The sequence below is a fragment of the Chromohalobacter sarecensis genome (genome assembly GCF_023061135.1).
GTDB lineage: Bacteria > Pseudomonadota > Gammaproteobacteria > Pseudomonadales > Halomonadaceae > Chromohalobacter > Chromohalobacter sarecensis.
In genome coordinates this window covers 1-3,221 of record NZ_JAKGAN010000019.1, presented here as the reverse complement: position 1 = coordinate 3,221, position 3,221 = coordinate 1, and the positions used below count along the sequence as shown (strand labels likewise).

Annotated in this window: 2 rRNA genes; both read left to right on the top strand. The window is 55.9% G+C overall.

Annotated features, from left to right (window positions below):
• The first annotated feature begins 104 nt into the window (after nt 1-104).
• Nucleotides 105-2,993 (top strand): 23S ribosomal RNA (locus tag L1071_RS16105).
• A 113-nt stretch (nt 2,994-3,106) separates the two neighbouring features.
• A 5S ribosomal RNA gene (gene rrf, locus L1071_RS16100) occupies nt 3,107-3,221 on the top strand; the annotation flags it as partial.

Here is a 3,221-nt window from a genome sequence, read left to right as displayed (position 1 = left end):
TGCTCTTTAACAATGTGGAATAAGCTGACAAAGCAAGACGATACGTCTCAAGCGTATCCGGCAAAATCGTGATCGTCGCCAGGCCAGACCCTTTGGGGTTATATGGTCAAGCGATGAAGCGCATACGGTGGATGCCTAGGCAGCCAGAGGCGATGAAAGACGTTGTAGCCTGCGATAAGGCTCGGTGAGGTGGCAAACAACCTACGACCCGGGCATCTCTGAATGGGGAAACCCACCCAGCACAAGCTGGGTATCCCACCCTGAATTCATAGGGGTTGGGAGGCGAACCGGGGGAACTGAAACATCTAAGTACCCCGAGGAAAAGAAATCAACCGAGATTCCCTAAGTAGCGGCGAGCGAACGGGGACTAGCCCTTAAGTCAATGCACGGTTAGGTGAACGGCCTGGAAAGGCCGGCCATAGTGGGTGATAGCCCCGTAACCGAAAACCCGCATTGGTGAAATCGAGTAGGTCGGGGCACGAGAAACCTTGACTGAAGACGGGGGGACCATCCTCCAAGGCTAAATACTCCTGGCTGACCGATAGTGAACCAGTACCGTGAGGGAAAGGCGAAAAGAACCCCGGCGAGGGGAGTGAAATAGATCCTGAAACCGTATGCGTACAAGCAGTGGGAGCAGACACGTTCTGTGACCGCGTACCTTTTGTATAATGGGTCAGCGACTTATATTCAGTGGCGAGCTTAACCGACTAGGGGAGGCGTAGGGAAACCGAGTCTTAACAGGGCGACGAGTCGCTGGATATAGACCCGAAACCGGGCGATCTATCCATGGCCAGAGTGAAGGTCAGGTAACACTGACTGGAGGCTCGAACCCACGTATGTTGAAAAATGCGGGGATGAGCTGTGGATCGGAGTGAAAGGCTAATCAAGCCCGGAGATAGCTGGTTCTCCTCGAAAGCTATTTAGGTAGCGCCTCACGTATCACCGTCGGGGGTAGAGCACTGTTTCGGCTAGGGGGCCATCCCGGCTTACCAACCCGAGGCAAACTCCGAATACCGATGAGTGCAGCGTGGGAGACACACAGCGGGTGCTAACGTCCGTTGTGAAAAGGGAAACAACCCAGACCGTCAGCTAAGGCCCCCAAATTCTGGTTAAGTGGGAAACGATGTGGGAAGGCTTAGACAGCTAGGAGGTTGGCTTAGAAGCAGCCATCCTTTAAAGAAAGCGTAATAGCTCACTAGTCGAGTCGGCCTGCGCGGAAGATGTAACGGGGCTCAAACCAGATGCCGAAGCTACGGGCGCATCCTCTGGATGCGCGGTAGAGGAGCGTCGTGTAAGTCTGTGAAGGGGCGTTGAGAAGCGCGCTGGAGATATCACGAGTGCGAATGCTGACATGAGTAACGATAATGCGGGTGAAAACCCCGCACGCCGGAAGACCAAGGGTTTCTGTTCGACGTCAATCGGAGCAGAGTGAGTCGGCCCCTAAGGCGAGGCCGAAAGGCGTAGTCGATGGGAAACGGGTTAATATTCCCGTACCGGATGTGATTGCGATGAGGGGACGAAGAAGGCTAGGTGAGCCAGGCGTTGGTTGTCCTGGTGAAAGTGAGTAGGCTGAGGTCTCAGGCAAATCCGGGACCTCAAGGCCGAGACACGAGACGAACAGACTACGGTCTGGAAGTCATCGATGCCACGCTTCCAGGAAAAGCCTCTAAGCTTCAGATCACATGCGACCGTACCCCAAACCGACACAGGTGGTCAGGGTGAGAATCCCAAGGCGCTTGAGAGAACTCGGGTGAAGGAACTAGGCAAAATGGCACCGTAACTTCGGGAGAAGGTGCGCCGGCATAGGGTGACGGACTTCGCGTCCTGAGCTCGAGCCGGTCGAAGATACCAGGTGGCTGCAACTGTTTATTAAAAACACAGCACTCTGCTAACGCGTAAGCGGACGTATAGGGTGTGACGCCTGCCCGGTGCCGGAAGGTTAATTGATGGCGTTAGCTCCGGCGAAGCGCTTGATCGAAGCCCCGGTAAACGGCGGCCGTAACTATAACGGTCCTAAGGTAGCGAAATTCCTTGTCGGGTAAGTTCCGACCTGCACGAATGGCGTAATGATGGCCACGCTGTCTCCACCCGAGACTCAGTGAAATTGAAATCGCCGTGAAGATGCGGTGTCCCCGCGGCTAGACGGAAAGACCCCGTGAACCTTTACTATAGCTTCACACTGGATGCTGATGTTGCTTGTGTAGGATAGCTGGGAGGCTTGGAACCTGGGACGCCAGTCCTAGGGGAGCCACCCTTGAAATACCAGCCTGGCATCATTGGCGTTCTAACTTGGGCCCGTTATCCGGGTCGAGGACAGTGTGTGGTGGGTAGTTTGACTGGGGCGGTCTCCTCCCAAAGCGTAACGGAGGAGCACGAAGGTACCCTCAGCACGGTTGGAAATCGTGCAATGAGTGCAAGAGCATAAGGGTGCTTGACTGCGAGACAGACACGTCGAGCAGGTGCGAAAGCAGGTTCTAGTGATCCGGTGGTTCTGTATGGAAGGGCCATCGCTCAACGGATAAAAGGTACTCCGGGGATAACAGGCTGATACCGCCCAAGAGTTCACATCGACGGCGGTGTTTGGCACCTCGATGTCGGCTCATCACATCCTGGGGCTGAAGTCGGTCCCAAGGGTATGGCTGTTCGCCATTTAAAGTGGTACGCGAGCTGGGTTTAGAACGTCGTGAGACAGTTCGGTCCCTATCTGCCGTGGGCGTTGGAGATTTGAGAAGGGCTGCTCCTAGTACGAGAGGACCGGAGTGGACGCACCTCTGGTGTTCCGGTTGTCACGCCAGTGGCATTGCCGGGTAGCTATGTGCGGACGGGATAACCGCTGAAAGCATCTAAGCGGGAAGCCCCCTTCAAGATGAGATCTCCCCGAGGCCTCGAGCCTCCTGAAGGGCCCAGCGAGACCAGCTGGTTGATAGGCACGGTGTGGAAGCGCTGCAAGGCGTTGAGCTAACGTGTACTAATGGCCCGTGAGGCTTGACCATATAACACCCAAAGGGTCTGGGGACGTTCCCGATCCGGATGCGTGAGAGACGATCGCGTCAGCTTATTCCCGATTGCGTCGTGGTCCCTGACAGGGGCCGTGACACCTGTTTCGCCTGACGACCATAGCGAGCGGGTCCCACCTGATCCCATGCCGAACTCAGCAGTGAAACCGCTTAGCGCCGATGGTAGTGTGGGGCTTCCCCATGCGAGAGTAGGTCATCGTCAGG